At 42.1% G+C, this 26,268-nt stretch carries 25 protein-coding genes; 21 read left to right on the forward strand and 4 right to left on the reverse strand.

What is annotated here, in order from left to right:
* Positions 1–5: 5 nt before the first annotated feature.
* The 3 genes from D0907_RS08255 to D0907_RS08265 form a co-directional block, all read right to left on the reverse strand.
* Positions 6–914 carry a hypothetical protein gene (locus D0907_RS08255; RefSeq protein ID WP_118844289.1) on the reverse strand — a complete coding sequence of 303 codons (909 nt, stop codon included), beginning with the start codon at positions 912–914 and terminating at the stop codon, positions 6–8.
* 118 nt (positions 915–1,032) lie between these two features.
* Complete coding sequence (locus D0907_RS08260; protein ID WP_063529867.1) at positions 1,033–1,482, reverse strand: hypothetical protein; 450 nt, start codon at positions 1,480–1,482, stop codon at positions 1,033–1,035.
* A 52-nt stretch (positions 1,483–1,534) separates the two neighbouring features.
* The gene (locus D0907_RS08265; protein ID WP_118844290.1) at positions 1,535–1,801 is read right to left on the reverse strand and encodes a helix-turn-helix domain-containing protein; all 267 of its coding nucleotides are present in this window, start codon (positions 1,799–1,801) and stop codon (positions 1,535–1,537) included.
* A 173-nt stretch (positions 1,802–1,974) separates the two neighbouring features.
* On the opposite strand from D0907_RS08265, the gene D0907_RS08270 reads away from it, so the two are divergent.
* Positions 1,975–2,649 (forward strand): S24 family peptidase, encoded by a 675-nt coding sequence (locus D0907_RS08270; protein WP_118844291.1) that lies wholly within the window; start codon positions 1,975–1,977, stop codon positions 2,647–2,649.
* Positions 2,650–2,667: 18 nt separating this feature from the next.
* The gene (locus D0907_RS08275) at positions 2,668–3,372 is read left to right on the forward strand and encodes a hypothetical protein (RefSeq protein ID WP_118844292.1); all 705 of its coding nucleotides are present in this window, start codon (positions 2,668–2,670) and stop codon (positions 3,370–3,372) included.
* A 113-nt stretch (positions 3,373–3,485) separates the two neighbouring features.
* Here the strand turns inward: D0907_RS08275 and D0907_RS08280 are convergent, their stop codons facing one another.
* Positions 3,486–4,154, reverse strand: a complete 669-nt coding sequence (locus tag D0907_RS08280; RefSeq protein ID WP_118844293.1) for a DUF4145 domain-containing protein — start codon at positions 4,152–4,154, stop codon at positions 3,486–3,488.
* Between the two features lie 409 nt (positions 4,155–4,563).
* On the opposite strand from D0907_RS08280, the gene D0907_RS08285 reads away from it, so the two are divergent.
* The 19 genes from D0907_RS08285 (at position 4,564) to D0907_RS08380 (ending at position 26,266) form a co-directional block, all read left to right on the forward strand.
* Positions 4,564–5,490: a DUF4747 family protein gene (locus tag D0907_RS08285; protein ID WP_118844294.1), complete on the forward strand. Its 927-nt coding sequence runs from the start codon at positions 4,564–4,566 to the stop codon at positions 5,488–5,490.
* Positions 5,459–5,983, forward strand: coding sequence for a hypothetical protein (locus D0907_RS08290; protein ID WP_118844295.1), 525 nt, complete (start codon positions 5,459–5,461; stop codon positions 5,981–5,983). The genes D0907_RS08285 and D0907_RS08290 overlap by 32 nt, the downstream gene beginning before the upstream one ends.
* 382 nt (positions 5,984–6,365) lie before the next feature.
* Positions 6,366–7,520 carry a hypothetical protein gene (locus tag D0907_RS08300; protein ID WP_118844297.1) on the forward strand — a complete coding sequence of 385 codons (1,155 nt, stop codon included), beginning with the start codon at positions 6,366–6,368 and terminating at the stop codon, positions 7,518–7,520.
* Between the two features lie 3 nt (positions 7,521–7,523).
* Positions 7,524–7,919, forward strand: a complete 396-nt coding sequence (locus D0907_RS08305) for a hypothetical protein (RefSeq protein WP_118844298.1) — start codon at positions 7,524–7,526, stop codon at positions 7,917–7,919.
* A gap of 40 nt (positions 7,920–7,959) precedes the next feature.
* Positions 7,960–8,898, forward strand: coding sequence for a capsid protein (locus tag D0907_RS08310; protein ID WP_118844299.1), 939 nt, complete (start codon positions 7,960–7,962; stop codon positions 8,896–8,898).
* Positions 8,899–8,973: 75 nt separating this feature from the next.
* The gene (locus D0907_RS08315; RefSeq protein WP_118844300.1) at positions 8,974–9,441 is read left to right on the forward strand and encodes a DUF1320 family protein; all 468 of its coding nucleotides are present in this window, start codon (positions 8,974–8,976) and stop codon (positions 9,439–9,441) included.
* 2 nt (positions 9,442–9,443) lie between these two features.
* On the forward strand, positions 9,444–9,866 hold the full coding sequence (locus D0907_RS08320; protein WP_118844301.1) for a phage virion morphogenesis protein: 423 nt from the start codon (positions 9,444–9,446) through the stop codon (positions 9,864–9,866).
* A 22-nt stretch (positions 9,867–9,888) separates the two neighbouring features.
* Positions 9,889–10,332, forward strand: coding sequence for a phage tail terminator protein (locus D0907_RS08325; protein WP_118844302.1), 444 nt, complete (start codon positions 9,889–9,891; stop codon positions 10,330–10,332).
* On the forward strand, positions 10,329–10,532 hold the full coding sequence (locus D0907_RS08330; RefSeq protein ID WP_118844303.1) for a hypothetical protein: 204 nt from the start codon (positions 10,329–10,331) through the stop codon (positions 10,530–10,532). The genes D0907_RS08325 and D0907_RS08330 overlap by 4 nt, the downstream gene beginning before the upstream one ends.
* On the forward strand, positions 10,529–11,425 hold the full coding sequence (locus D0907_RS08335) for a hypothetical protein (RefSeq protein WP_118844304.1): 897 nt from the start codon (positions 10,529–10,531) through the stop codon (positions 11,423–11,425). The genes D0907_RS08330 and D0907_RS08335 overlap by 4 nt, the downstream gene beginning before the upstream one ends.
* Before the next feature lie 5 nt (positions 11,426–11,430).
* Positions 11,431–11,757 (forward strand): hypothetical protein, encoded by a 327-nt coding sequence (locus D0907_RS08340; protein ID WP_118844305.1) that lies wholly within the window; start codon positions 11,431–11,433, stop codon positions 11,755–11,757.
* Positions 11,758–11,777: 20 nt separating this feature from the next.
* Positions 11,778–12,131 (forward strand): hypothetical protein, encoded by a 354-nt coding sequence (locus D0907_RS08345; protein ID WP_118844306.1) that lies wholly within the window; start codon positions 11,778–11,780, stop codon positions 12,129–12,131.
* Positions 12,091–15,489, forward strand: a complete 3,399-nt coding sequence (locus D0907_RS08350; RefSeq protein WP_244223147.1) for a tape measure protein — start codon at positions 12,091–12,093, stop codon at positions 15,487–15,489. The genes D0907_RS08345 and D0907_RS08350 overlap by 41 nt, the downstream gene beginning before the upstream one ends.
* A gap of 54 nt (positions 15,490–15,543) precedes the next feature.
* A complete protein-coding gene (locus D0907_RS08355) occupies positions 15,544–16,419 on the forward strand; it encodes a hypothetical protein (RefSeq protein WP_118844307.1) in 876 nt (291 codons plus the stop codon).
* 71 nt (positions 16,420–16,490) lie between these two features.
* Positions 16,491–17,402, forward strand: a complete 912-nt coding sequence (locus tag D0907_RS08360; RefSeq protein WP_118844308.1) for a hypothetical protein — start codon at positions 16,491–16,493, stop codon at positions 17,400–17,402.
* 82 nt (positions 17,403–17,484) lie between these two features.
* Positions 17,485–18,093: a hypothetical protein gene (locus D0907_RS08365; protein WP_244223120.1), complete on the forward strand. Its 609-nt coding sequence runs from the start codon at positions 17,485–17,487 to the stop codon at positions 18,091–18,093.
* A complete protein-coding gene (locus tag D0907_RS08370) occupies positions 18,093–18,683 on the forward strand; it encodes a hypothetical protein (RefSeq protein WP_118844309.1) in 591 nt (196 codons plus the stop codon). Before D0907_RS08365 ends, D0907_RS08370 begins: the two co-directional genes overlap by 1 nt.
* A complete protein-coding gene (locus tag D0907_RS08375) occupies positions 18,667–19,077 on the forward strand; it encodes a DUF6950 family protein (RefSeq protein WP_118844310.1) in 411 nt (136 codons plus the stop codon). Before D0907_RS08370 ends, D0907_RS08375 begins: the two co-directional genes overlap by 17 nt.
* Positions 19,070–26,266: a hypothetical protein gene (locus tag D0907_RS08380; protein ID WP_118844311.1), complete on the forward strand. Its 7,197-nt coding sequence runs from the start codon at positions 19,070–19,072 to the stop codon at positions 26,264–26,266. Before D0907_RS08375 ends, D0907_RS08380 begins: the two co-directional genes overlap by 8 nt.
* Positions 26,267–26,268 lie beyond the last annotated feature (2 nt).

The raw sequence follows: 26,268 nt of genomic DNA on the forward strand, positions 1-26,268 counted from the left end.
CTCTCCTACTCGCGGGTTTTAATACGGTCGTTAAACATGGCTAGCATGTATTCACGGTTAGCTTGTGCGTCTTGCCACTCGTCTTCGGCAAAGTGCGGTATTTGCTCAGCACCTGTTAGGTTTTCTGCGCCAAATTCATCAGTTAGTCGCTTTAGCATGTGGCCAATCCGTTGCTGAATACCGAGCCATAAATGCCACGTAGTTTGAGCGCCACCAATACGGTGATTTGGGTCAAGGTCACGGCTAGTGCATAGCTGTTCAGCCAAGCCAATAAACTCTTCGAGCGATTCGTTGACTATGGCGCTGTGTGAATAAGCGCGTTGGCGAACTTGAGCAACCAGCATTGGCAGTTCGTACATTTGCTTAGGGGCTTTTACTAGTCGCTCTGTTTCAAGCGCGTTAATTAGCGTGGCTGTTTGCTCTTCAAGCTCAGTATGCTTTTCTTTAAGCTTGCGAATTTCTTTGCGAAACTCTCGTACAGATAAGTCATTAAGTGTTTCTAGGTCGTCTTCGTCGAGTGCCTCAACCGTTTCAACAGGTAAACGTGCCATTTCAATAAGCTTGCTTTTGTTCATATTTAAAAGCGCTGACGTCGGCGCTTTTGATTCAGGTAAGGCCAAAAACATTTTTGCTACAGCTATACTGCTTTGTGCTGAACGAGGTGCAACACCATTAGCACGTAGCTTTTGTTCAAATTCGCCATGCCCTAGATGCATTTTTATCGATAGGTAAAGCAAGCCTCTTTTAGCTGTATCCACTAACGCTTGTTCTTCCATTCGAATAACTTGCTGCCATGCTTCATCTACTGAATTAGGCATAACTAATTGAATGTGCCCTGCCATCTTTTCTATTTTGGCTGTGAGCTGTTGTTGCTCTTCGGGGCTAAAAATTTGCTCTGCTAGATCAGTGCTCATATCGCCCTCCACTGTGTGTAATTCGACCGTTTTTACAAAAAACAGACGGTTCTTGGTCTTTGATTGTCATTGCTTTAAGCCTTAAATGAGTTTTATACCGAGTGGCGTAATGGTGCTGTCATTCGTCAGAACTATCGGTAAGTAACGACTCTGCTATGTAACGTTGCATAGCGGTTCGTTCTTCGATTTCCATCTGAAGTTCTGCGTGTTGCTGAAGTAGTTGAGCGCGTTGATCAACGGCTTTATACAAAATGGGTTTAAGTAAAACGTTGGCAGGTTCTGTAGAGCGAACTGCATAGCAGAGGGCTGGCAAGTAATGCATAGGCATAAAGTGAGGTTGGCTTGGGGCTAACCACTTGTTTAGTTTTGCTTGATCTACATCGCACTCTTGTGCGCGTAATGCGTCATTCATTCGGTCTGCAATAACTGGGCGGCTGAAGCCAGAACGCTTCATTGCTGAGCATACGCTATGAATAAACAAGTTATAGATATCGCAGTCTGGTGCTACATCAGCTTCAAGTATGCTTTTAGTGAGCTGATTTTGTTGTGCTTTAGTGAGCTGTTCCATGGTAAAAATCTCTTGCAAAATTACTTTGATTTATTGCTCTTTTTTGCCAATGCTATTGATCGCTGGCTAAGAGTTGTTTGAGCGCTTCTATTTTCTTTGTTCGGCTATCTTTGTTTCGGTGATAGGCCTTAACAGTTGGGAAAATTTCTTCTACTGACTTATCAATAATTTTGGAGATTGCAGATGCAACTTTGTAAGACGAGGTATGCTGATACACCACACTACTCACGTGAGAGAGGTTTAAGCCCAGTGCTGCAGCAAGGATCGAAAGTGAATAACCTTTTTCATCAAGGGCTTGTTTAATTTCTTCAGGTTTCATTGTAAAGTACCTTTTGGTTTTCATTCTCTTTTCTGTTCTTTGGCGAGATTAAAAGAGTATGTGTTTGTGAATGTGTTGTGAGTATAGGTTTAATATATTAAACCTGTCAACACTTTGGGTTTAATTTATTCACCCTTATTTTATAGGTTGAGTGCAATCAAAGGTTTAACAAATTGAACCATCTAAAAGAACAAAGAGAATTACTTGGTTTGAGTCAAAAGGAAGTGTTTGAAGCTATTGAGGTTTCAAAAGGAACTTATATAAGATGGGAAGCTGGTAAGCCTATCCCTTCAGATAAGTTGTCACAACTTTCATCAATAGGATTTGACGTTAATTACATCGTTACTGGCACAAAAAGTTATACCTCTGAAGCGAATAACATTAAGTCTGAATTAATAACTAAGCCTAGTAATCCTGACTTAATAGCAGTTCCTCAATATGATCTTGCTGCAAGTGCTGGTGGTGGTGCCCTTGTGATTGCAGAGCACCCTATCGCTCGATTTGAACTATCAAAACGCTGGTTAGAGCAACATAACTTACATAACAAAAAGCTTTCTGTAGTGCCCGTTCGTGGCGACAGTATGGAACAAACCCTTTATGACGGCGATTTAACGCTTGTATCGTTAGTTGATGATCTAGCAGACGCACGCGAAGGTGTTTGTGTACTTCGTTTTGATGATGAGATTTTCGTAAAACGAATTCAGTACGACTTCAAAAGTAAGGGCTACAAAGTCACCAGCGACAACACAGCCTATTCAAGTTTCTTTGTTGAGGTAGACGATATTGAATCAGGCCGCTTCACAGTTCTTGGCCGTGTAGAAAGAGTTTTACAAAGGACTAAGGTTTAACTTATTAGGTTAAATATTATGAATATTAATCGTAAAGTTCGAACATGGCTAAAACAGAACAAGGTTTACTTTGACACTTTAGCTCCAGTTTCGATTGGTATAGCTGCTTTTTTTGTTGCTTTAGCTTCATATAACCTAACAAACCAACAAGTAAAGCTAGCTGATAAACAATTAGAACTATCTCTTTTAAATATAGAGCCAAACATCTATTTAAAAGAAGTCCATATAATTGATCCTGTAACTAAACTATCAACTGAAACTGAGTTAAGAATTTTTAACTCAGGAGAGGAAGTAAGAAACTTTAAAAAGTCAGTCAAGACTTTTCTAGAAATTGAGCATATCAGTATGAGAGGTAAGGTTTTTATCTATATACCAATAATTGGTTACTATGGTACAGGCTACTATTCATCGGAACCTACAGGTGAATTAGCTCGAGCAAGTGGATACAAGAATAATGAAATGTTTTCAAATTTTTATTTGGATTTTCAAGCATCAAACCTTAAAAATAAGTATGGTTACACTTTTATAAATCTAAAGCACTTAACAAAAATTAATTATACAAACAAACTTGGCCTAGAAGGGGAAGAGTACTTTATTGGTACGCAATCAGTTAGCTCAATTGAATACCAGAAGCTAAATAGTTACTTCAAAATTGATGACTTCGTGGACATAGAAAATTTATCACTAAGTATCATCGAAGAAAAACTTAAAAATCTCTCTTAAAATAGTGTTTACTGAGTATTAAGTCGTCTCAGATGCATTCAGTAACATATTAACTACTTTATCCTTAAGCTACATCATCTTATAAGACACTCATTTACTTGAGATACTTCCCCCTAACTTTTTGTCGGGGGATGTATTGCTTTTGAATCATGTTCTTCAGCTGCTTTTCGCTTGGTTGCAGGAGTTTTTAAATAAAGAGCTTCTAATTCCTTTGGTTCAGTAATCGCATATCTAACAATGTAATTAAGTAAATCGAATAATTTAAGTGAAACTTCATCTATGTCTTCTTCACTCATTTCACCTGGATGAACAGCATTATTCCCAGTAAGCCTGATTGTATCGGCTACATTAATTACTCTATTAGATAAAATTCCTTTACCAGCTAAAGACCTAATATCTTTATTTATATTTTCTCCACTTTCTCCCAAATGCTTACATAATTTTTGTAAAGCTAATCGTAATAGTGCTGCTGCACCTCTTGGTGATTTATGAGCAATTTCGGCTGCTTCCAAATAATCTAAAGTCACATCTTCTGGCATATCGGGGCTTGGATGGGGAAAACCTCCTTTATCTGGATAAATCATAACGCCATCATCAGGAACGTTTATTACATAACGTGTAATTCTCCACAAGGAGTGGTCGCCGCAATGAGAACACGTGAACTGCATATATTTAGACATAGCTCCTTGTTGATAAAGACGCTCGATATCCATATGCGAATAAGTATTGCAATGAGGACAATTGAAGGCTTTTGATTTAAATGATGGTAAATTATCAGTCATTTTTATCCTTAATCTTGAATAGTGTTATATAAGCTACTCTAAAGATTTTTTTAGGTGATTTATACATAATTGGTATAGGTTATTTGGTTTAAACGCTTACAATCAAATTAAACGTGTTTTAAACACAGCATTAGAAACCCAGCAAAAGGGAACATGTTGTTCCCTTTTATAGATTTTTCGATGAAGTGTCTGTGGGCAATTTTAAGCCTTTTTTAATCGCTATTACTACATAGCCTTATCAACCACTCCTTTAAACGCTCTCTGTTAAATTTAAAGACGGTTTAAACATGGTTTGAATCTAATTTAAAGGTGTAAATGTTTAGTTTTGGCTTTTAGATGTTTTTAAACCATCTGCTTTGTGTGTATTATTCAAAAAAACAAATAATAATACATATAGGGAAATACAAGAATGGTTAAAGAATACCTCATTTTACGCTACTCACTAGTGGAAGAAGCGCAAAAAGTTCTTAATGTAAAAGAAATCCCACCTATTAAAGGTCACGCAATTTTACCAGCAATCAAAAATGATAGAGAACTTAAGTCTGCTGGGGTTTTATATAGTGTACTTGGATTTAAGGGGTTAGAACCCTCTTTTGGATATGATTTCCCTAGTGAGCGGTTTTATTATGGAAAATTAGCAAAACGAAAGAAGCAACAGACCGGTGAAAAAGTTCCAGGTGATATTGTAGAAGTACTGCATGATAACTGGATCCCCCTTTCAGTTGTAATTGATATTCAAACCCAGCACATATTTGTTAGGAAAGATTGGCGTTTCGGTGACCCTGAGCATATAGCAAGAGCTTTGCAGGCAGCTTTTACAGATCCAATTCTTGCAACTTACAATCATCGCATTTTTATTGAAGGTAAATCCGAATCAGCTAAGTTTTGGAATATTGTAGACTCAAAAAGTAAAATATATAGACTAGAATTTAAATTAATTTCTCCAAACATATTAGATACAAACCAGAAAGCGAGGGACGCTGTAGAATCATTAAAAGATATATTTGGACAAGATGAAATTGACATTACTTTGAAAAGTGATTCTGGCGATTTAAAAGTTCCTGAAGCGCCTGTTGCAAACTACCTAGAGTATATTGCCGAAGGCGAAGGGAGCTGGAGTGTCGTTACCGAAGGTGAAAGGGGCGGCAAAAAGGCGCATAGTAGTAACGAAAATATAGATACAGTAAGCCTACCATCTATTGATAATGAGAGTGATACTGATGACTCTCAAATGGAGTTAGGTGAAAAAGCTGATTCTGTGCATACCTTAAATTATAAAGAGTCAAATTTAGGTGCTGAAGTTTATGCGACAATTAAACATATGGGTAAAAATTAAAAAGCCATTATTTATTGGCTTATACATTTTAGCCTCTTTAATTCTATGTTTTGCGGTTTTACACATAACTAACGGGGCTTCAAAAAAGTTATTTGATAATGTATTGGATGTTTTTCCTTTTTTTGTAACTGCTGCAAGTGCACTTACATGGGCGTTGTTCAACTACATTGAAGGTGTCTTAAAAGATGTTAGTGAACTAAAAGTTGAACAAAAAAAAATAGTTAAAGCTATAACTGCCTTGACTGATTTAAAAAATGAAGTCATTAGCAATGCTGCTTTTATCATTTTTTTATTGATTTTAGATGCAGTGCTTAATGGTATCTCTAGTTTTTATGGGGAGGATTCAACTCTTGTACAATGGCTCATTTTATCCGTGAGAGGGTGTATCATTTTCTTAGCAATTTATGCAGCATTTGATCAGTTTCAAGGGTTTAAGACAGCACAACAATTTAGATTAGTGATTAATCAAATTAAAAATAAAGCTAAATTGTAATACCTTGAAAGTAATAGATATAACCCGCAGTTAGCGGGTTTTTTTAACTTCTTTTTTATGTGCGCATTTATTTGAACAGTATAATTCGCCGTTTACCTTGATAGGTTTATATAGTGGGTCGTTACATGATTTACAGAGTAAAAATGTCTGAGAATGCATTTCATATTCAGAGCAATAATCATCTAGATATAATTGCTCTTTATTAGTAAGAGCAGTTTGACAACTTGAACAGTGGGCCATAAAAATTCCTTGCGACTTTTTTGATACCCGCTTAGCCTATATTAGTTACCCCATAGCCTTAGCTGTAAAGTCTTTTCCAGCAGTCTCCCCTTTATATGATTCATAAACTAGGTGCCAGTTAATTCATTTTGGCACCTACATCATGGCAAAGAAAGCAAGCTCAAATACACAGTTCGATTGGTTTGAAGTTTTTAAAGCTGGCACCCAAACAGACAGCAAAGGTAAGACCCAAACTTTTAGTAACGCTGATTTAAATAGCGTTGTTGCTAACTTCACACCTAAAACCGCACCGCTTGTAATCGGCCACCCTAAAATGGATTCACCTGCATGGGGTTGGGCCAGTGAATTAAAAGCCGAAGACGGCGTACTTTACGCTAAAGCCGATGAAGTCAGCAGTGAGTTTGCACAAGCTGTTGAAGACAAGCGCTACCCTAACCGCTCAGTTAGATTAGAAAAAGTCGAAAATGGCTACAAACTTGCCCACATAGGTTACTTAGGTGGCAAGCCCCCTGCTGTTGAAGGTTTAGCCTGGCAATTTAACCAGGATGAAAACGTCGACACCCTTACCTTTGAATTTTCTGCGGGTGATATGGACAGTATATCGCTACGCACATCAAACACCCTCACACGTCTTATGGGCAATTTGCGCAACTTTATTACTGACCGTTTTGGTAGTGAAGCGGCAGATAAAGTTGTACCCGAATACGAATCAGAGTGGTTAAAAGAAGAAACCATTATTGCTGAGCATGAGCGCAGCAAAAGTAACGCCGAATTTAGTAAAGGTGGCGCTATTGATACAGAAATTAATAGTGACGCCACGCCCCCGACCCATGAGGACAATGCGATGGATGAAGAAGAAAAGAAGGCACTTCAAGACCAGCTTGATGCGGCCAATGCCAAGAACCAGCAACTTGAATACAACCAGCGTGTAACTGCTGCTAAGACGTTTATTAATGATGAAGTTAACAGTGGTAATGCACCACGTTTAACCAACACCGAAGGCGTTGCTGAGTTTATGGCAAGCCTAGACGATGGCGATACAACGTTTGAGTTCGCAGCAGCTGATGGTGAAAACCAAGCTTTAAAACCAGCGGATTGGTTTAAAGGATTCTTAAAAGGTTTACCCGAGCAAACTGGCCTTACAAGCGAGTTTAATAAAGACGATACAGACGGCGAAGACAGCAACGACACAGCTGAAACGCTCGCTGCTAAAGCGCTTGAGTATCAGCAATCACAGTCTGACAAAGGCGTTACGATTAGTATTTCGTCTGCGTTAGACCACATTAAGAAGGCATAAACCATGGCGCAACCAGGATTTATTAGAAACTTTAGTTCAGAGGGTGAAATCCCCCCTAATCGCCTCTGCATTGTATCTGCAGCAGCTGACTTTCAAGTTGCGCTAGCAACTGGTGCTGATGCCATGTTTGCGGGTGTAACTGAGCAAGGAACCGATGACCACTTACGTATTGATGTTGTTTTGACACAAAGTGCGCCCGTTGAATTTGGTGAAGAGCTTGTAGCTGGTACACCTGTGGTTGCAGATGCTGAAGGCAAAGCAGTTGCATTTGACGTAGCAAACTTTGTCGGTGCAACCGAATTATATGTAGCTGGCTGGGTCATGGAAGACGGAGCTGCAGGCACGATTGGTGATGTGTTTCTGAACCCGCATCTTGTCGCTAATATTCCAAGCGCTTAAGCGCTTGGGTTACTAAAACTAAATAATTAAGGATTTTGCCATGAGTAATGGTATGCCATTTACCCCCGATACTGAGCAAACGGCAATTGCCATTGCTTACCGAAATCGAGCGCTCGTAGCTGATTTATTAGCGCCATATTCACCTGTTAATTTACGTACCTATAAATGGACTGAATATAAAAAAGGTGAAAAGTTTACGCTGACCGATTCTAAAATTGGCCGTAAATCGAGTCCGAACCAAGTTGAATTTAGCGTTGATCAGAAAACAGGTTCAGTTACTGACTATGGTCTGTCTGACATTATTCCAAATGATGATGTAACCAATGCACCAGCAAACTATAACCCACGTACTCACGCGGCTGAGAGCTTAACAGATCTTGTACTTCTTCAGCGTGAAGTGCGTGTTGCTGACATGTATAACAAAGCCGCTAACTTTGGTTATAACCACTCTCTGGCTGGCGCAGGATTTAAGTTTTTAGATGATCCAGAACTTGATATTTTGCCATTCTTCCTTGAGATGCTTGATGAGCCATTGATGCGACCAAACGCGATGACCTTGTCACAAAAGGTTGCTACCAAGTTACGTACACATCCTAAATTGCTGAAAGCATTTAATGGCACTAGTGGCGACCAGGGCTTAGTGCCATGGAGCTATATTAAAGAAACACTCGAACTTGAGCATGTGACAGTAGGCCAAGCACGTTTAAATACCGCCAAAAAAGGGCAAGCAGTAAACCTTCAAAGTGCATGGAAAGATAGCTTGTCGTTTACATATCACGACCCATTAGCATCATTTAATAATAGCCGAATGACATTCGCATTGACTGCTCGCTATGGCGCGCGGACATCAGGCAATCGTGATGTATCTGCTGGTTTAAACGGTGGTGTTGAGATCATGGTTGGGGAAGCTGTTCAGGAGCAAATTATTGCTAAAGACTGCGGCATCTTACTGACGAACGTACTAACACCTGCCGTTTAACTTTAACGCGTTGTTCCGTGATGAAGCCCCCAGTTCCGACTAGCTCGGGGGCTTTTTTTACCAACTGAGGCATGTATGTTTACGACAACTCAAACAGTTATCGACAAGATTGGCATTAATGTGCTCCTGCAATTTGTATCTGCAAAGTTTGCAGAGCCAGGTGAATACCCAACCCGTGATGATGTTGAAACGGCGCTATTGGGAGTGCCTGCAACAGAGTTACAGCAGCAGATTGCTGCGTGGTACAGCGAAGCACAAAAAGACGTTAACGCAACGATTACGGGCTTTGTAGCGAGATTCAAGCTAACACAAGACGATATAGAGAAGTCGGTTTTACCAGGCATTGCAATTGATTTAATGCACTGTGAATTGGCAACCAACATTGCCGACGAACACCTAAAAGCTCTGAACCAAAAGGCCATGGCTTTATTGGATAAGGTTAGTAAGGGTGTGATCCAAATTAAGGAAGACGCGCCTGCAGGCGTAAGAACTGGGATGCGAACAATACCTGCAGGCTCTCAATTTAGCTGGGATAGATACTAATTATGGCGGGTGTGTTTATCGAAATTACGGGTAATGCACTGCCCCGCTTAAGCCAAATTGCAACAACCAGTGAGAGACCTACCGATGTATTGGACGATATCGGTGCATTTTTAGACATGGATGTCACCACGCGCTTTTTGCGTGAAATGACACCTGAAGGCCGCAAGTGGGAACAATCACAAGCAGCCAAAGACCGTGGCGGTTTAACACTGACTGATAAACGTCAATTAGCTGGCTCAGTGACGCATAACGTTAGTTCTGACACGTTAGTGCATGGTTTAGGTGAGAAGTATTCAGCAATCCACCATTTTGGGGGCGAAGCAGGTCGTAATAAAAACGTTAAGCTGCCTGCTCGGCCAATACTCGGTATTGCTGCAATACAAGAAACAGAAATTAACGACATCGTTGAAGACTGGTTAATTTAAAGTGAGTTTAAAGAGGGTTTAAATGTCATTTAACTTTGATTTAAACAAGGTCGAAACCGTCCTTAAACAATCTGCAATTAGAGCAACGCTTGGCTTTTCGAGTGACTTTAACGAAGTGAGAAAACGTGCGGTCCACAGTGCGCAACTATTTGTTTTGCCTCTCGCTGAAGACAATACAAACACTAACAACGTACCTGGGCTTGATGAATACCAAGTAAGTGAAACGTTTGCTGTGATGATTGTTATTCCGTGCATAACAGGGAATGCCACGAGTAATGCACAAATAAAGGAGTTAAAAGGCCAAGTAAAGGAAGTCGTCGCCGGTTGCCAGTTTCAAGGATGGGACCCCATCAAGCTCGATAAAGGACGCACTGTTGAGCTTAGCAAGGAAACAAACAACTTAATTTATCAGTGCCAGTTTAGTGTAACTGGTATTCATACCGTAACAGTGAAGGTGATGCCATGAGCAAACAAACCGAAACGCAATCTACAAAACCAGCACACGAAAAAGGCGTTGTTATTACACAGCCTAAAGTGTCTCGTGCGATGGCCATTGCGAACAATGTAAACAAGGTACTTTCAAGTAATAAGGCCGCTCGAACAGAACTGGCTGGTGCGTTTAACTTGAAAGACGGCGAGTTAATTAAAGTGGAGGTTAAATCATGAGCTGGCGCTTTAAAGATAAATTAATTTTAGCAGATGCCTTGGGCACCACATTAACGGGCATGCATGCTATTTATGCAAGCGAAGTTGAATTAGCTATCGAGAACGAAAGCGAAAAAGACGAGCTTGAAACAAGTTACAGCGGTGCAAGCCTCGAAACGTTTTACGGTGAGCACATTAGTCTTAACTTTAAAACGCCTCTTGCTATGAGCGGCACTGCCGGTAATGAGCCTGCCTTTGCGCCCCTATTACTTGCGTGTGGCATGGTGCAAGTAGCTGATGCTACAAGCGTGACGTTTACCAAAGGTGCCGCTGTTGCAGTTCAATGCTTGGTTCGTTTTGGTAAGAACACGCACTCAATCAGTGAAATGAAAGGTAATGTGAGCTTACAACTTGAAAAAGGTAAGCCAATGCTGAACTGGCAGTTTAAAGGCTTATTCAGTGCCCCGATTGCAAGCACAGCAGCGCCTGCAGTTGATTGGGCCCGCTGGGTGCGTCCAGAAGTACTTGGGGTAAGTAATAGCTCTGACTTTAAGTTAAACGATGTAAAACGTACCTTGCACAAACTGACCGTGGACTTGGGAAATAGCGTGGTATTTGACCGTGCGATTAACCATGAAGAAATTATGATCACCGGCCATGAAAGCAGTGCAAACTTTACCCTTACGGCTGAAGAACTGACGAGCTTTAATCCTTTTGAAACGGTTGGCCAAGTTCAAATGTTTGAATTTACACATGGTACGACTGTTGGCAAAAAAGTCACCATTATTGGCCGTTATCAAATGCCCCACCCTAAATACACAAGCCTTGACTCTGAATTAACGGGCTACGAGTTTGATGGAAAGCTGGTACCCAGTGGTGCTGGCTACGATGAATTAACCCTTGTTTTTGAGTGATCCCAATGAAATTAAAACTCCTGAATGAATTAAAAAATGCCGTTGCTGAAGCGCCTTTAAACTTTAACTTTGGGGGTGTGCAGTTCAAGTTCACCGCAAAAATTAAAGTAGTCGATGAAAAAACATTAGATGACCTAACGAGTAAACAAGGTGCGAATGATAAGGAAATTGTTCGTGACCTGCTCATTGGTTGGGCTGGTTTTGTCGATGACGGTAAGCAAGTCCCCTTTGCAACTGAGACACTTGAAGAAATGCTTGTTTATCCTGGCTTAACCGCGCGGTTAAGTGTTGAGTGTATTAACACCCAATACCGTGTACAGGAAAAAAACTAAACGATGTTGCTAGGTGGTTTTTGGGCGACCTAGCAACACAAAGCCAAACATTAGATGACGACGAAGCCCATTTTGGCGCACCTGTTAAAGCTGCGCCTGAACAAAACGACAAAGACGACACATTATTTGTATTGCCAGCTAATCACGTTGCAGTAACCGCTATAACAACAGCAAGTAGCCAATGGCAGTTGGATAATAACGGGGTTGAGTTTGCCCTTGATTATGCCCGGGCTGATATTGCGTGGCGCTATGCAAACATATCACTCACTCCTACCGACTTTGACAAAGTACAAACCCTTGAACGCACCATAATTGGACTGATAAGGCGACCTGATGAGCAACAACTTGAATTTGGCGTTACGCTTACGTTATGACGGTAAAGCTGTTACTGCTGGTGCGCGTCAGAACGTTAACGATATCAATCGCATTAAAGAAACGGCAAAAGAGCAATCAAAGGTTGCTAAAGACGAGTCTGCAAAGCAAGTTGATAGTTTCAGTAAAACAACTTCTGCTTTAAACAGAGTCCCCATAGCAATACATGAACAAATACCTGCATATCAACGCGTTGGTGTAAGCCAAGCTGCAGCAATGAAGCAACAGAGTAACGCTGTTCGTAATTACACTAATGAGTTAAATGTTCTTCCCAAAGCAATAGATAAACAAGCTGTTGCAAATGAAAAATCAGTAGTATCTCAAAAAACAACTTCGGCAAAAAATAATGCAAGTGTAAGACAGAGCGTAACCGAATTAAATCGTGTTCCTGAGTCAATTCAGAGACAAGTTACAGCTCAAAATAAAGCTGCGTTATCGTATGCTAAAACATCTAGACAACAAAAGGTATTAACACGAAAAACGGTTACTGACTTAAATCGTGTGCCTGCAGCAATTCAACGCCAAGTTGCGGCCAATCAACAATTAGGCGTAAGCCAGGCTACTGTTATGCGCCAACAAGGTGCTATGAATCGCCAGCTTGGTTTAATGAACACTGCGTATGGTCAATTAGGTGCCACGCTTACCACTCTTGTGAGTATTGGTACTGCAACCATGTTTGTTCGTGATACCGGTGCTGCACAAATGCTTGATACGCGATTAAAAGGGTTAACGAGTTCAACCCGTGAATATGAAAGAGTCCAAGCGTATTTATTTGAAACAGCTGACAGATTAAACACCGGTTACACCACCCTAGCCGATTCATACAGTAAAATATTAACGCTTCAAGATGCGGGTGTAGTTACCCAAGAGCAAGGTATAGCGATACTTGAAGGCATGGCCAATGCGGCTGCAAAAACAGGCGCAAGCAATGTACAGCTTGGGCAAAGCCTGTTTGGTATGACACAAGGTATGACGGCTGGTGTGTTACGTGCTGAAGAGTTAAACCAAGTTACTGAGCCTATGCCTGGCTTATTACAAAAACTCGATAAAGCAGCAGGTAAAGCCGCTGGCGGTTTTAGACAAATGGTGAACGATGGCCAAGTAACTAGCCAAATGTTTAAAAACTATTTGATCAAAGCACTTGAAGATTATGCGGGTGCAGCTGAAGCGACCGAAGGCAAGATAAACGCAAGCTTTGCTGAAATGGGTAATGAATATCAGCGCTTAATTCGTAAATATGAAGAACCAGTAAACTTTGCTGTTACCAGTGTTGTAGGCAGTATAACGGATACGATGGCGTATTTACGTGAAAACGAAGAGGTTGTAGATGATTTAGTGTTAGCCACGGGCGCATTGGCATCTGTTCTTGCTGGGCGACTTGTCTCAAGCCTTGCCACTAGCGTGCAAGGTTATATTGCGAATATAGCGGCTAAGAACCAAGCCTTACTTGCCGATGTTGCCCTGGCTAAACAAGCAAAGGTCAATGCACTCGCTGAGCGTGAACGTGCTTTATATGAAAACGCTGCAGCTAAACGCCAGCTTGCCATGGCCTCAACAGCGGGCACTCGCGCTGCTGCAATTACTCGATTGGCAGCAACGAACAATAGAGCTGCGGCCTCTGAAGCAAACCTTGCTGTAGCTACGAATGCGTATACCGTCGCGGCAACCCGAGCGACTGTTGCTACACGTGGATTAAGTATGGCCATGGGCTTTTTAGGTGGGCCTGTTGGTGTCATTGTAACTGCCGGACTTGCCCTCGCCTATTTTGCGAGCCAAAGCGATACATCAAGCGATGCGGCTAAAAAGCTTAAAGTGAATCTTTATGATTTATCTACAGCCTTTGACACACTCGCTAATAAAAAAGCCTCTACACAGCTACGTAATAATCAAAATGAAATCAGTAAATACAGTAAAAACATTGAAGATGCCTATAGCAAAATAGCTGATTTAAAAGCGCAACAAGACCAAGCACCTACTGGCCGAGCAGCTTCAGCGTACAGCCGTCAAATTAGACGTTTAGAATCGTATATTGATAAGCAGACAGACCTTCGCGCAAAGCTAATGGACACGGCCAGCGAGATTGCAAACTTTGAAAAGAACCTAAACGACATAAAGTGGACTGAGCCAAAATTAGATCAAACAGGCACAAAAACGGCTCTTCCTGAAAACATTAAACGATTACAAGAAAGCTTATTAGGTGAAGAAGCCAGACTCAAAGTGAGCTACGACAAACGACGTCAAATGGTGCTTACTGCGCGTGAAAACGATGTCGCTAATAAAGCAAAGTACGATGCGATTTTGACTCAGCTAGATACCAAGTATTCTGAGGATGTAAAAACGCTCATAGAAAAGCGTGAAGCTGAAAAAATTCGTATTCAGAACCAAGCAGAAGAAAAGCGTAAGAATGACTTACAAAGAGATCTAGATAATCGCATTGCCATTATTAAGGGGTTTGCTGATAGAGAGCAACTAGCTGCCTACAACAACGAACTACGTGTTGAGCAAGCAAGGCAGCAAGCGCGTGTTGATGCAAAACGTCGCGCTACACTAGGCTTAGCGGCTAATGATGACAGCGGCGAGCTACAATACAACGCGGATAATCAAATTCGTGATCTTGAACGCCAAACTGAATTAAATGCAGCAGCCGGCTATTTCAGCCAACGTGAAGCCGATGAAGCTTCGCACCAGGAGCGTTTATTTCAGATTAAGAACCGCTATGCCGGTGCCCTACAAAGTAACATTGTTGCCTTTGCTAACTTTGAAAAACAAACCGAAGCAGACAAGGCACAAGCCATTGTTGGATTAGGCGCTGCTACTTTCAAAAGCATGGCAGGCCAAAGCAAAAAGGCATTTAAAGCTTACAAAGCCTTTGCTATTGCGCAAGCTGTGATAAATACCTATCAAAGTGCCACGGGTGCATTTACATCACTTGCATCCATTCCGATTGTTGGCCCTGTACTAGGTGGTATTGCCGCAGCAGCTGCAATTATGCAAGGTATGCAGCAAGTCAGACAAATTAAAGCACAACAACCAGCAGGTATTGCACACGGTGGTTTAGATTACGTACCTAATGAATCGACCTATGTATTACAACGTGGTGAGCGTGTATTAAGCCCGAAACAAAACACTGAAATTAGCCAAATGGCACGCCGCTATAACGCAGGAACTGCTGCAGCAAATGATTCAAGCTCTCGTGGTATTTCGTTAAGCATTACAAACCAAATTAACGTACAAGGCTCAGCAAATGAGCAAAGCGCTCAACTTATTGGACAAGACATTGCGCGTGAAGTGGTGGGTGTTGTTGTAGCGAACATTCAAAGTAACGGCGCAATTATCCGCTCTATACGTGGGGCTGCTTAGTTGTTAAGTAATTGAGATTCGTGTAAAAAGGAATTTTTAAGCGAGGGAATGTTGATGTCAAATAAAACAAAAAAGTTAGATCAGATTATCAAAGTCTTACCTTTTATTTTAATAATACCTACCGCATTATTGTCAATTTTTGTTGTTACTTTTGCTATAGACTTTCCAACATACTTAGGAACAGAAAAGTCTTGGTTAAATACCGCACAAATTTTGAATGGTATTTTAACCCCAATATTAACTTTTGCGTCCATAGTTTTAATAGCTTTAACTTGGCTGACCACCAAGAAAGAGATGGAAAGTACAAGAGCTCAACTTGAAGAACAGATTTTATATCAACAAAGAAAAGATGATTTAGACATATTAAGTAGACAGTCACTTTATTTAAATGAAAAGATGATTAAAAAGCAAAAAGTTTTCGATCTTTATAACAATGCAGCAAATGATGAGCTCTTTAATTTTTTGGAAGGACTATACCAAAACTCTAATGTGAGACTGCTAGAGTTTTACAAATCAATTGGTTTTAACTACGAAGAGGCGCAATCATCAATAAATGACTTTGCTGAACAACTTTATTTCAAGCTTTATCCAATTGAACTGTCTCAAAAAGAACTTGTAATTACAGGTACACACATAAGTGCGTGCTATGGACTCAATTTTAATAAATGCGATTACTTAAACGACATCATTAGACATCAATCTTACAAAGTTAAAAATATCTTTTTTGATGTGTTTTCTGCTATATATATGAAAAACCTTTTCAGTAATCAATACGTTAATTCAACCATGCTACTTTTAAAAAAAATTCATCATACTGAATCTGACTATAAAAAAGAGCTAATTGAAGAGTTTAAGGTTATTTACGATTTAGAGCTCGCAAAAAGGCTTATCCAATTTAGCGACGATATCCCGGATAACTTCTTTGACTAAAATAATCAAAAAGAGATAAATATGTTAAAGAAAATTTCTAATATTAGATACAACGGTTTACAAAGATCTTTATGAACGACAAAACTAAACTTTCAGAAGAGAAACACATGCCTAAGCGTACATCATTGGGGTTAATAACCGTTATTTGTGCTGCTGTTGCATGTTCACTTATAGGAATAGAGTTTTTTAGGCATTTTTCATTTAATAACAATGCCCCAATCGAAAACTGGGTTACAACGGCGACATACCTTAATAATGCTTTCTCACCTGTTTTGTTGTTTGCTTCAATATTTTTGTTATATAGAACATGGAGTGATTCAAAAGAAGCGTTGGAGCTTCAAAAACGAGAACTTGAAGCAACAAAAGAAGTTCTTAAAGAGCAATCTGACACTCAAAATTTTACTGTTATTAAAGATGCTGTCTTTGATATCGCGGATAAAGTTAAAAGTTCTTTACAAAAAAAATACGCATATGGCCGGATTGGTGATGAATGGATCTTAGTTTCAGAATCAACTTCAGGGTTTAAAACAGCTTTTCCAATAAACTCTTCAGGTGAAGAAATTAAAAATATAATTAAGTTAGAAGACTTCTTACATCAATACTTTATTTTTTCAAGTAAAAAACCAATTGAGTCGACAAGATACAATAACTCACTTAAAGGATTAATACTATCAGCCCCTACACTTCAATACATAGACAAAGTTAAGTCCATAGCTCTATTTATGAAAGCACTGAAAAGCGATGAATTCAAAGAAGTATTAGAAATTACATTATTTGCAAAGCTTACAATTTTTACATGGTTGATGTTTGTGGAAATCGCCTATCATCTTCTTAAGACAGCTAAAGAAGGCGAACAAGATATTGCTGAGCTTGTATTTATTGAGATAGCTGGTTTAACATGTAGACAGTTGAAAGCAGTAGCTTGGCTCAACGCTCTTTCAGATGAAGTACTTGCAAAACTAAAAGAGCGTAAACTACTATAACTATGTAAACTCCTTTCCAGCCGAAAGCTAATCTCCTAAATTTTATACTCGTTACCAGTGTTTTACTTAAAGCCTGGTAACAATGACAGTTCCACTTCCCTTACCCAAACGCCCTAAACGCTCTAACTTTAAGTTAGTGCCGAATAGCCAAGTGCATTTAAACAAAGCCAATAACGCCACTGAGGTGTATGACCTAGAAGGTGCTTATTGGGAATTTGAAATTGAATTGGCCAATGTACCTGAGCGTGAAGCATTGGCGCTTGATGCGTTTATTGCAAGCCTGCGTGGCCAAGTGGGTACCTTTACCCTGCTCGATTACCGTCGAGAGCAACTTGATAAAGACTTTACTGGGTATGTGCGTGGTGAAAACCAAGACGGCAATACGCTGGTTATTGATGGTTTACCGCTAAACCAAACCTTGTTGGTTGCCGGCGAACGTATGCAAGTGGGCGTTGGCCAAAATACAGAACTAAAGATTTTAACCAGTGATTTGGTCAGTGATTCACTTGGCCGTGCCACTGTCGTGTTTGAATCGCCCCTGCGTAAAATCCCTGCTGATAACACTTTAATCACCTTTAAACAGCCGCGTGGTTTGTTTCGCCTTGCGGATAACAACCAGGGCATAGACAGCGCTGAATACAAAAAAGGCATTGTCACCAGTTGGAAGATTAAAGGACGGGAGGCGTTTTAATGGAGTCGTTAAACGCTGGGTTACTCGCTGATTTAGCCACTAGTGGTCGCGCCCGTTACTTTGTTCGTCTGGCATTTAAAAGTGGTGATGTTTTACTGCATACGGGTGTGGGTGAACGTCGCTTTAAAAACTTAACCTGGCATGGCTTAGGCATGCTCGGTACTGTGAGTGAAATCCCTGCTAATGACAAGAACGACAGCGCCCGTATTCGCTTAACCCTGCATACGCAAGACACTGCCGTACTGGCTGAAGTCGCTGAAAACGACCCCATTGGCCATACCTGCGAAATCTACCTTGTTACCGTGGATGAACACTACCGCGTAAGCCAAAGCCAGCTGCTTGAAAGTGGTTACATTGTGGCATGCGATGTAGAGCGCGGTGCTGTATCACAAGTGCAATTAAGTGTGGCGGGTGAAAGTGAACGCTGGAAAGAATCACGCTTACATCAACGCTGGAATGATGCCACACAACGCGCCCTTTATCCTGATGATGCTTTTTTCAGTGAGCAAGCGTCTGCCAATAAACAAAACCTACCTGACACACAACCTGGTAACTACATAGGAAATAAACGCCGTGAACGCCACCGTTAAACTAGCCGCCTTTATAAACCAACGTAATTGCATGCCGTTTCAGTGGGGCAAAAATGATTGCTGCCTACTCGTGGCAGATTGGGTTCGCTTTGCGACAGGCCAAGACGTTGCTGCAGATTTTCGGGGTAAATACCGCTCTGAGAATGGTGCATTTAAACAACTCTTTAAACGCGGTTTAAACGATGTTCAAAGCGTCTTTAAAGACCGTTTAAACCCTGAAATTCCCATTGCGTATGCACGGCGTGGTGATTGTGCGCTCGTTGAATTTAACGGTGAACTTGTTGGCGGGATTGTCACGGTTAATGCGGTGGTCTGTGTGGGTGAATATGGCCTAGTCACCAAACCTATGAGCTATGTGAAAGCGGTTTACCCATTGGAGCCGCGTAATGTCTAAAGTTGTCGATACCGTTGTAGACACAGGCGGCGACTTATTCGGTATTGGTCGCAGTCTCTTTGATAAAACGGTGGGTGCGCTATGGGACTCACTTACTCCTGATGTGCCTGAAGAAGACTTAGCCACACTTGCTAAGGGCTTACAAAAAGGCATAGACCAACCGCGCCGTATCACTTTTGGCCGTGACCGTGTTGGTGGTGTTATTGCACACCAGGCGGAAATTGAACGCGATAAAAAGAAATTTGTTCAAATGGTGGTGCTGATTAATGGTGCCCCAATTGATGCCCTCGAAGAAATCTACATTGCTGATAAGCCGCTTACTGAGTACCCAAGTGAAAGCTGGGACTATGAATTAAGTGATGGCCGCCATACAACTGCGAACAGTAAAGCCGTTGCTAAAATGGCAGGTTGGACAGCAGCACACATTGGGTATGGCCAAGCGCATATCTTTGTTGAGTTTGAAAATAACCGTGAAGTCTTTCCAGATGGTATTAGCGATACTGAGTTTTTAATTCGCGGTGCCCGGGTGTGGGACCCTCGCGACACAAATCAAAACCCAGATGATGAAACCACCTGGCTTTGGTCACAAAACGCGGTGTTATGTGCCCTGCACTATGTACGTTTCTATGGCGCGCATGAAGTCCCTTTTGAGCGCTTACCCCTTGAATGGTGGATTGCGGCCATTAACGTATGTGATGAAGAGGCCGAGTTTACTGATAAAGACGGCAATATCACCACTGAGCCACGTTATACAACAAACGGCAGTTTTACCTTTACCACGAAACCCCTTGATGTATTGAACCAACTTGAATCCTGTTTTGCGGGTAAGATTTTTAGGCAAATGGGCCAATGGTATGTGCGTGTTGGTGCTTGGTATGGCAACCCGACATACACCATTAATGCAGATGATGTTCACGGCAACATTAAGATTAAATGGCATGCCGATTTACGCGACCGCGCCAATGTGGTTCGCGCTACATTTACCGACCCCGAGCAAAACTACGAGCGCACAGATGCGCCACCGGTGATATCTTCGGCATACCAGACGCGTGATAACCAGATATTAGAAAAGTCGATAACTTTACCGTTTGTTAGAAGCAGTACCACAGCACAGCGATTGGCTACCATACACCTAGAGCAAACACGCTTAGGTGAAATTGAATTACCCCTTAAACACAAAGGCTTGGCCGCTGCAGTTGGTAGAACTGTTTACTTAAACTTACCTGGTGAATCGATTACCAATAAAATCTACCGTGTGACAGAGCGCCGCTTTCGTTTAGATGGCGGCGTAACGCTAATGTGTATCGAAGATGGCCCAGGCTTATGGGGTGATAACTTAATACCAGGCGCACAAGATTTAACCCCAAACAGTGATTATTTAGTGGGCCGTCCGAAGCCTATTTTTGATGTACGGGTGACGATTGATGGCGATGGAAACGGCATTGTAAAGTGGAACCACCCTACACCACTGGCTGTGCATGAATACGATGTTGAGTTTATTCACGCCTCATCCAGTGAGCCCGTCTTCAAAACAACAGTAACGTACACACAAGTCACCATCCCTAAGCTTGCCCTTGGTGAATACACCGCACGTATTAGCGCTAGAAATATTTTTGGCCAACGCTCTGATACGGTCGGTGTGCAGTTTAGTGTGCTTACCCCATCGATACCGGTTGTGCATGTACTTGCTGATTACAATCAAATTACCCTGACAGCCGAGCTTGCTGCTGCAGGCATTGGTACACAGTTTGAATGGGAGTTCTTAGGGACAACCGCACAGCCGCAATCGGGTGAACGTGTTTTAGCACAGATTTATAACCGCATTGGTTTGAAGAGCGAAACGGAATACAACTTTAGAGTACGCAGTGTGAACCACTTAGGTTCATCCGCGTGGGTGGATGTATCGGCCACCACGACGACAGTCGACTTAACCGAGTTTATTAATGAGCTTCCCCTTACGCGTTTAAGCCAGGAAGCACAAAATTTAATTAACGATATTAATCAGCAAGTCGACCGTTTACGCCCTGAGACTGAGAATAACTTACCTTCGCTCATTGCTAAGAATATTGATGCGATTACGGGCCTTGCTGAAAAAGTAGAGGTCATTGATGCAGAGAACCCGAACAACTTACAAAGCCAGCTTGCACAATCAAACAGTAAAATAAATGAGTTAGAACGTGTTACCGAAGTACTGGATGCATCAAAGAACAACAGCCTCCCTGCACTGATTAAAATCAATCAAATTGCTATTGAAAGCCAGCGCCTACAGCAACAGGATTTAGGCTTAAGTGTTTTAAATGTGACAGCAGCCTATACCAATTGGCGCAATGAGTATGAGCGCAGAGCCTTTAACAATGAGCGATTAATCGATGCAGCTGTGTATGTTGATCCAGATACCGGCACCATCGTTAACCGTGCATTTGCCTACACAGATGAAAGCTTTAACAGTGCGCAGCTACTTATTGAAGGCGCTGAAAGTAAAATCACGCTGAACGCGAAGCAACTAGCGCAATCACAAAACCGTATTACACAAGCTGAAGCAACGTTAAAGCTTCAAGCAGGTCAAATTACACAGCGTGCTACGTATGCCGAAGTCGAAGGGCAAATTGCCGGTGCCCTTGCGGCATTACAACCTGCGTACAGTTGGCAATTTAACACGGGGGTTGAAGGGTTTACGGGTGCAGATAGCCACCATGCCCAAGGTTATATTGTGGCCACCAACCCTGTCTCTACACCGGTAATTAGCTACGATGCCACTGAAAACCCGATGTTTAGGTTACGTGTGCGAAAGCATACTGGCTCAATATGGAAAGGCAATATCACGTTTAATGGCAGCGCTACCCCACTTCATTTACCAGAGCCAACAACGGATGAATGGGAAACGTTGACCCTTGATGCAACCGGCACAAATGGGTATGTAGGTATAATTACCAGCCTTGCGTTTGATTTAGGCTCCTGTGACATTGATTTTATTGAAGTAGGAAAACGTGGCGCGAATGACTTAGCCCTTGCTGATATTACCGCGCGCACGACAACACTTGAAAATGATATCAATGCCCGCACCGGTATCATGGCGCAGTACGCAACAACAGCCTGGGTTAATGCGCTTGGGTTTCAAACACAAAGTAATGTGCAAACCTTAATTGACTCGTTTAATACCCAATACAATATTAGTGCGGTATTACAGGCATTTTCAGACAACAACACCATTTTAAAAGCGAACGCTGCACAATCATGGATTGATGGCGCAAACGCCACTATACGCGACCAAGTTACCAGTATTCTAAACAATGAAGATGGCGTAAATCAGCGCATAGCGAGTGCCGAGCAAAGTTTAGATGCGATTAAAGGCGAAATCAGCCAAAGCGTAACGCAAATAAGCGGCCTTGAACTGGATGTAAAAGAGCAAGGTTTAGCAGATATCCTTCAAGCGTATAACCAGTTACAGCAAGACAAGGATTTAGCCGAGCAAGGATATAGCTTAGCTGTTGCTAATGAAAAGCTAACGGCTGTTACGAATGACGTTAGCTCATTAGCGACGCAGCAATTAGAGTTAGCCGGTGCTTTTGCACAAAACCAAGCCTATTTAACAAGCTTAAATCAAGCCTTTGCTAATGAACGTTCAGCACGAAGCAGCACCGAACGTGAGTTAAGAGCTGAAATTACCCGAGAAGGCGAACGCTCAGTTGCCCAAGCAAACGAACGGCTTGAGGCGACTGTGGGATATTGTATCGATGCAGATGGAAACCGCGTTGATGAAGTTGATGCCCTAGCCTGTATTGCCGCTGGCCATGAATGGGTAGCAGGTCCATTAGTTGAGCTAATTAACAACTACACAGCAGTATTTGTTGGTGCGCAAGGCTTCCAAACCGCGTCTAACGTACAGCAATTCATTAGTACATTTGACGGTGAGCATGGCATTACAGCAACAATCCAGCAAATTAACGATGACGGTGTTATTGAAGCTGCTAAAGAAGCCCAGCAATGGATCAACGCAGCGGATGGGACAATTACTAATTTAATTACTCAGTTCGTAAATAGACCGAACGGTATAAATGATTCAATCGCGTTGGCTGAAGAACAAATTCGCGCTAATGCGGATGACCTATCGACTGAAGTAACAGCACGTGAGCAATTAAGTGCGCGTATGGGCGAAGCTGAAGCTGACTTAATATCGTTAGATGAAGCCATTATCACTGAACAGCAAGCCCGTGCCAGTATGGGATCGCAACTTCGCATCGAGTTTCAAAACCAAGACTTAGCAATGCTCGCTACGGCAAACGAGTTTACCCGGGCAGTCACTGGCTATTGTGTAGATGCACAAGGCAACCGTGTTGATGAGGATGATGCCATTGCATGTGAAACAGCTGGCCATACGTGGGTTGATGGTCCAGCCGTGCAACGTGCCGTTGAAATTAGTGCGGCGTGGGTTACTCTGAAAGGTTTCCAAACTCAAAGTAACGTACAGCAATCACTTAATACGTTTGATGCTACGTATAAAGTCAGCGCGACCCTGCAGCAGTTTGCTGATAATGACACACTTCAAAAAGCCAACAATGCCCAACAGTTTATTAATGGTGCAGAGGCTTACATTGCGCAGCGCATTACGGCATATAACGCACAAGAAGACGGTGTAGACGCCAAGTTTTCAGACGTACAAGAGCGCTTAGATGCCGCTGAAGGCACAATATCAACGAGTATTGTACAGATCCAAGGTTTGAGCTTGGCGCAACAAGCAACCGACTTAAACGCAGTGATAGCTGCGTATAATGCCTTAATTCGTGATAACGAACTTGCAGAGCTCGACATTAAAGCGGCCTTTGCGAACGAAAAGCTTCAAGCGCAAACAACTGAGTTTGAAAGCCTGGCACAACAGCAGCTTGAGCTTGCAGCACTATTCAATGACAGCCAAGCAATTATTACGAGCTTAAATCAAGCGGTATCTAACCAATATCAATCGAGCGTAATACGCGACCAACGTTATCAAGCAACGTTTGATAGTGTTAGCGCCCGTTTTAGTGGTGTTACAACGGCCATAGCGACGATTGATGAAGCTAACACAGTTCGTGATGAAGAGTTTGAATCGTTTGTTGCTGACACAATCGCGCAATTTGATGAAGTAACCGAAACCTTTGCCAGTCAAGACCAAGCCTTTAGCACCCTGCAGCAAACGCTGACAGCAAAAATAAATGAAGACACCGCAGCGGCAAAAAACGAAGCAGTATCAATCGCACAAGAGTACACCCGTACTGCCGTTGGACATTGTATAAATGCCGAGGGCCAAATAACCAGCGAAAATGATGCTGTTCAATGTGTGGCCAATGGTGGTTCATGGGTTAATGGTCCGCTTGCTGAGTTCATTGCCAATATGCAAATTAGTGATGGTGAAAACAGCGCGAGCATTAAACAACTACGCCAATTGTTTACGACGGTAGACGGTAAACTAGTTGCGCGTGGTGGTTGGACGCTTGATAACAACGGTCGCGTGGTGGGGATTGCGGGTTATAACGATGGAGAAGTAGGCAACCTCGACTTGATTGGTGATGTGATCCGCCAAGGTGTGATGGTAGGTGAGACCTTTGTACCAACCTCATACGTTGACAACTCAGACCCAGCTAATCCTGTGCATATATTCAAAGGCCGTTTAGTACTGGGTGACGGCCACGCTGTTAGCAACCTTGACGATATCAAAGCGCAAGACGGTAAAGACGGGTCGGATGGTCAAGATGGCCTAAACGGCAAAGACGGTATTACCCCTTCATTCTCAACGAATCCTGATGGCTCTTACACAATTAGTAATGGTACCGAGCACATAACAATACGCGATGGTGAAGATGCTCCCATACCGACTGTCACTAATAACGGGGATGGCACCTACACAGTGACAGATGGTGAAGGTAATAGTGTCATTGTTAAAGATGGTCAAGACGGTTACACCCCCGTTAAAGGCACCGATTACTTTGATGGGAATGACGGCAGCTTTGTTAGCTACATATTTAGATCATCATTAACTAAACCCACTACCCCAACAGGCGGTACATTTAATGGCACATCTGAAACCTTCCCAACTTATTGGGCTGATACGCCTGTCTATATCGATGGACAAATTACCTGGGTGTCTAAAACACGTTGGCACTTACTAAATAATACCTGGACTAATACAAGTTGGTCTTCGCCTGTTGAATACATCATTAAAGGTGATAAAGGTGCTGATGGGCAAAATGGCGCTGATGGCCAAGATGGTTTAAATGGGCAGAATGGACAAGACGGCGCTGATGGTAGTCGAGGCTCTATTGCTGTTGATGTTGCAACGTCTTCAGGTACTTGGTCTGATTCAGTCGCAAATGCAAATGTACCTGGCTCCCCTGTTATTCACGATCGTGTCACGATTTACAAATCATCCGACCCCAGTATTCAAACAACAAAACGCTTTAATGGCTCGTCTTGGGTAAGTTATGCCCTGCAAGTGCATGGCGATGCACTCATTGATGGCACAGTTGATGGGCGTGTTTTCAGAGCGAATACCCGCATTGAATCACCGCGTATTGACCTAATAGGTGGCGCGTTCATGAAAATTGAACTTGCCAGTGGCTTTGGGCCTGATAATTTGTGGTATTGGTACGGCCCTAAAATTATGAGTAATGGCTTGCCTAATCTCAATGCCCTATCAAAAGCAAATGGTATTGAATGGAAAGATACCGCTGGTAACGCCTATTTTGGTGGAGCCATTACAGCTGGTGTACTAAGTACAGCGCTATCTACAACGAATTTATCAGCCACAGCGAGCGTTACAATTGGTCCCTTCGGCTCAAATGGCGGCACTATCGACATTGTGTGCTCTTTATTGGCTACATCAAATGCAAGTGGCCACAGCGATACATCGCCATCCGCCCCGCCTGCCCCGACATACACTATCAACTTATATGAATACATCAATGGCGGTTGGCTATCTCGTAAGTCACAAACATTCACGGGAAATAGCAGTGTATCCAGTGAATATGACTTTGAATCTAGAAAGTATATTTGGTCAACGAGTCAAAGTTGCTCAGGTTCTTTCACGTACACAGACAACAAACTAAACACATCCAACCGGACCTACAAACTTTCAATTACAGCTCGTACAGGGTTTCAAACATCCGGTAGTTACGATCCATCACAAAAATTAACCTTAATATCGCAAGAGGACTAACC

Source organism: Pseudoalteromonas lipolytica (assembly GCF_003515105.1).
Classification (GTDB): Bacteria; Pseudomonadota; Gammaproteobacteria; order Enterobacterales; family Alteromonadaceae; genus Pseudoalteromonas; species Pseudoalteromonas lipolytica.

Excerpts from the sequence above, each read along its gene's own strand:
- D0907_RS08355 (WP_118844307.1), top strand. The coding sequence starts at position 15,544 with ATGTCAAATAAAACAAAAAAGTTAGATCAGATTATCAAAGTCTTACCT.
- D0907_RS08315 (WP_118844300.1), top strand. The coding sequence starts at position 8,974 with ATGTTTACGACAACTCAAACAGTTATCGACAAGATTGGCATTAATGTG.
- D0907_RS08340 (WP_118844305.1), top strand. The coding sequence starts at position 11,431 with ATGAAATTAAAACTCCTGAATGAATTAAAAAATGCCGTTGCTGAAGCG.
- D0907_RS08305 (WP_118844298.1), top strand. The coding sequence starts at position 7,524 with ATGGCGCAACCAGGATTTATTAGAAACTTTAGTTCAGAGGGTGAAATC.
- D0907_RS08260 (WP_063529867.1), bottom strand. The coding sequence starts at position 1,482 with ATGGAACAGCTCACTAAAGCACAACAAAATCAGCTCACTAAAAGCATA.
- D0907_RS08285 (WP_118844294.1), top strand. The coding sequence starts at position 4,564 with ATGGTTAAAGAATACCTCATTTTACGCTACTCACTAGTGGAAGAAGCG.
- D0907_RS08350 (WP_244223147.1), top strand. The coding sequence starts at position 12,091 with ATGAGCAACAACTTGAATTTGGCGTTACGCTTACGTTATGACGGTAAA.
- D0907_RS08265 (WP_118844290.1), bottom strand. The coding sequence starts at position 1,801 with ATGAAACCTGAAGAAATTAAACAAGCCCTTGATGAAAAAGGTTATTCA.
- D0907_RS08280 (WP_118844293.1), bottom strand. The coding sequence starts at position 4,154 with ATGACTGATAATTTACCATCATTTAAATCAAAAGCCTTCAATTGTCCT.
- D0907_RS08255 (WP_118844289.1), bottom strand. The coding sequence starts at position 914 with ATGAGCACTGATCTAGCAGAGCAAATTTTTAGCCCCGAAGAGCAACAA.
- D0907_RS08320 (WP_118844301.1), top strand. The coding sequence starts at position 9,444 with ATGGCGGGTGTGTTTATCGAAATTACGGGTAATGCACTGCCCCGCTTA.
- D0907_RS08275 (WP_118844292.1), top strand. The coding sequence starts at position 2,668 with ATGAATATTAATCGTAAAGTTCGAACATGGCTAAAACAGAACAAGGTT.
- D0907_RS08370 (WP_118844309.1), top strand. The coding sequence starts at position 18,093 with ATGGAGTCGTTAAACGCTGGGTTACTCGCTGATTTAGCCACTAGTGGT.
- D0907_RS08365 (WP_244223120.1), top strand. The coding sequence starts at position 17,485 with ATGACAGTTCCACTTCCCTTACCCAAACGCCCTAAACGCTCTAACTTT.
- D0907_RS08300 (WP_118844297.1), top strand. The coding sequence starts at position 6,366 with ATGGCAAAGAAAGCAAGCTCAAATACACAGTTCGATTGGTTTGAAGTT.
- D0907_RS08310 (WP_118844299.1), top strand. The coding sequence starts at position 7,960 with ATGAGTAATGGTATGCCATTTACCCCCGATACTGAGCAAACGGCAATT.
- D0907_RS08290 (WP_118844295.1), top strand. The coding sequence starts at position 5,459 with ATGCGACAATTAAACATATGGGTAAAAATTAAAAAGCCATTATTTATT.
- D0907_RS08380 (WP_118844311.1), top strand. The coding sequence starts at position 19,070 with ATGTCTAAAGTTGTCGATACCGTTGTAGACACAGGCGGCGACTTATTC.
- D0907_RS08330 (WP_118844303.1), top strand. The coding sequence starts at position 10,329 with ATGAGCAAACAAACCGAAACGCAATCTACAAAACCAGCACACGAAAAA.
- D0907_RS08360 (WP_118844308.1), top strand. The coding sequence starts at position 16,491 with ATGAACGACAAAACTAAACTTTCAGAAGAGAAACACATGCCTAAGCGT.
- D0907_RS08335 (WP_118844304.1), top strand. The coding sequence starts at position 10,529 with ATGAGCTGGCGCTTTAAAGATAAATTAATTTTAGCAGATGCCTTGGGC.
- D0907_RS08325 (WP_118844302.1), top strand. The coding sequence starts at position 9,889 with ATGTCATTTAACTTTGATTTAAACAAGGTCGAAACCGTCCTTAAACAA.